1 protein-coding gene is annotated in these 216 nt (G+C 56.5%); it reads left to right on the plus strand.

Features of this window, described 5'->3' with window-relative positions:
* The coding region (locus tag E1189_RS22570; protein ID WP_196220916.1) for a hypothetical protein at positions 1-216 on the plus strand (216 nt) is incomplete at both ends.

Genomic DNA, 216 nt, shown 5'->3' on the forward strand with positions numbered 1-216 from the left:
AGCCAGAGGACAGGCGAACACCCCCTGTGAGGACAAAGAAGTCGAATTAGCTCTGGGCAGGCATCTCCAGGTTATGGGGGGTACGGCCGACCTGAGAACGGCCCGGGACATCTTTATCCAGCTGCGCACCTGGGCGGCCGGAGGGCAGGTGAATATTCCCTGTGGGAACAAAACTATCGAACTGGGTCTTGCATCTGTTTTTGTTGATATGGGCGA

It is taken from the genome of Parendozoicomonas verongulae, from assembly GCF_009711465.1.
Lineage (GTDB): Bacteria > Pseudomonadota > Gammaproteobacteria > Pseudomonadales > Endozoicomonadaceae > Sansalvadorimonas > Sansalvadorimonas verongulae.